Origin of the sequence: Methylobacterium frigidaeris (assembly GCF_022179185.1) — a bacterium.
Taxonomy (GTDB): Bacteria; Pseudomonadota; Alphaproteobacteria; order Rhizobiales; family Beijerinckiaceae; genus Methylobacterium; species Methylobacterium frigidaeris.
The window spans coordinates 1-222 of sequence record NZ_BPQJ01000426.1; the positions used below are offsets into that span (position 1 = coordinate 1).

Here is a 222-nt window from a genome sequence, read left to right on the forward strand (position 1 = left end):
GAGCGCGTTGATTAACTTTCCGAAAGAAGCGGAAATCATGGCGTTGTTTCATTACATTCCTCTGCACGGTTGCCCTGCGGGGGAACACTTTGGTGAGTTCCACGGTGAAGATCGCTACACCACCAAAGAGAGCGAGCGCCTGCTGCGACTGCCGCTGTTCTACAACCTGTCTCCCGTCAATCAGCGTAAGGTAATTGCGACTTTGGTGCACTACTTCTCCTG

Annotated in this window: 1 pseudogene; it reads left to right on the top strand. The window is 52.7% G+C overall.

From position 1 onward, the window contains the following. A pseudogene (locus MFF64_RS37555) lies at positions 1-222 on the top strand (hypothetical protein); the annotation flags it as partial.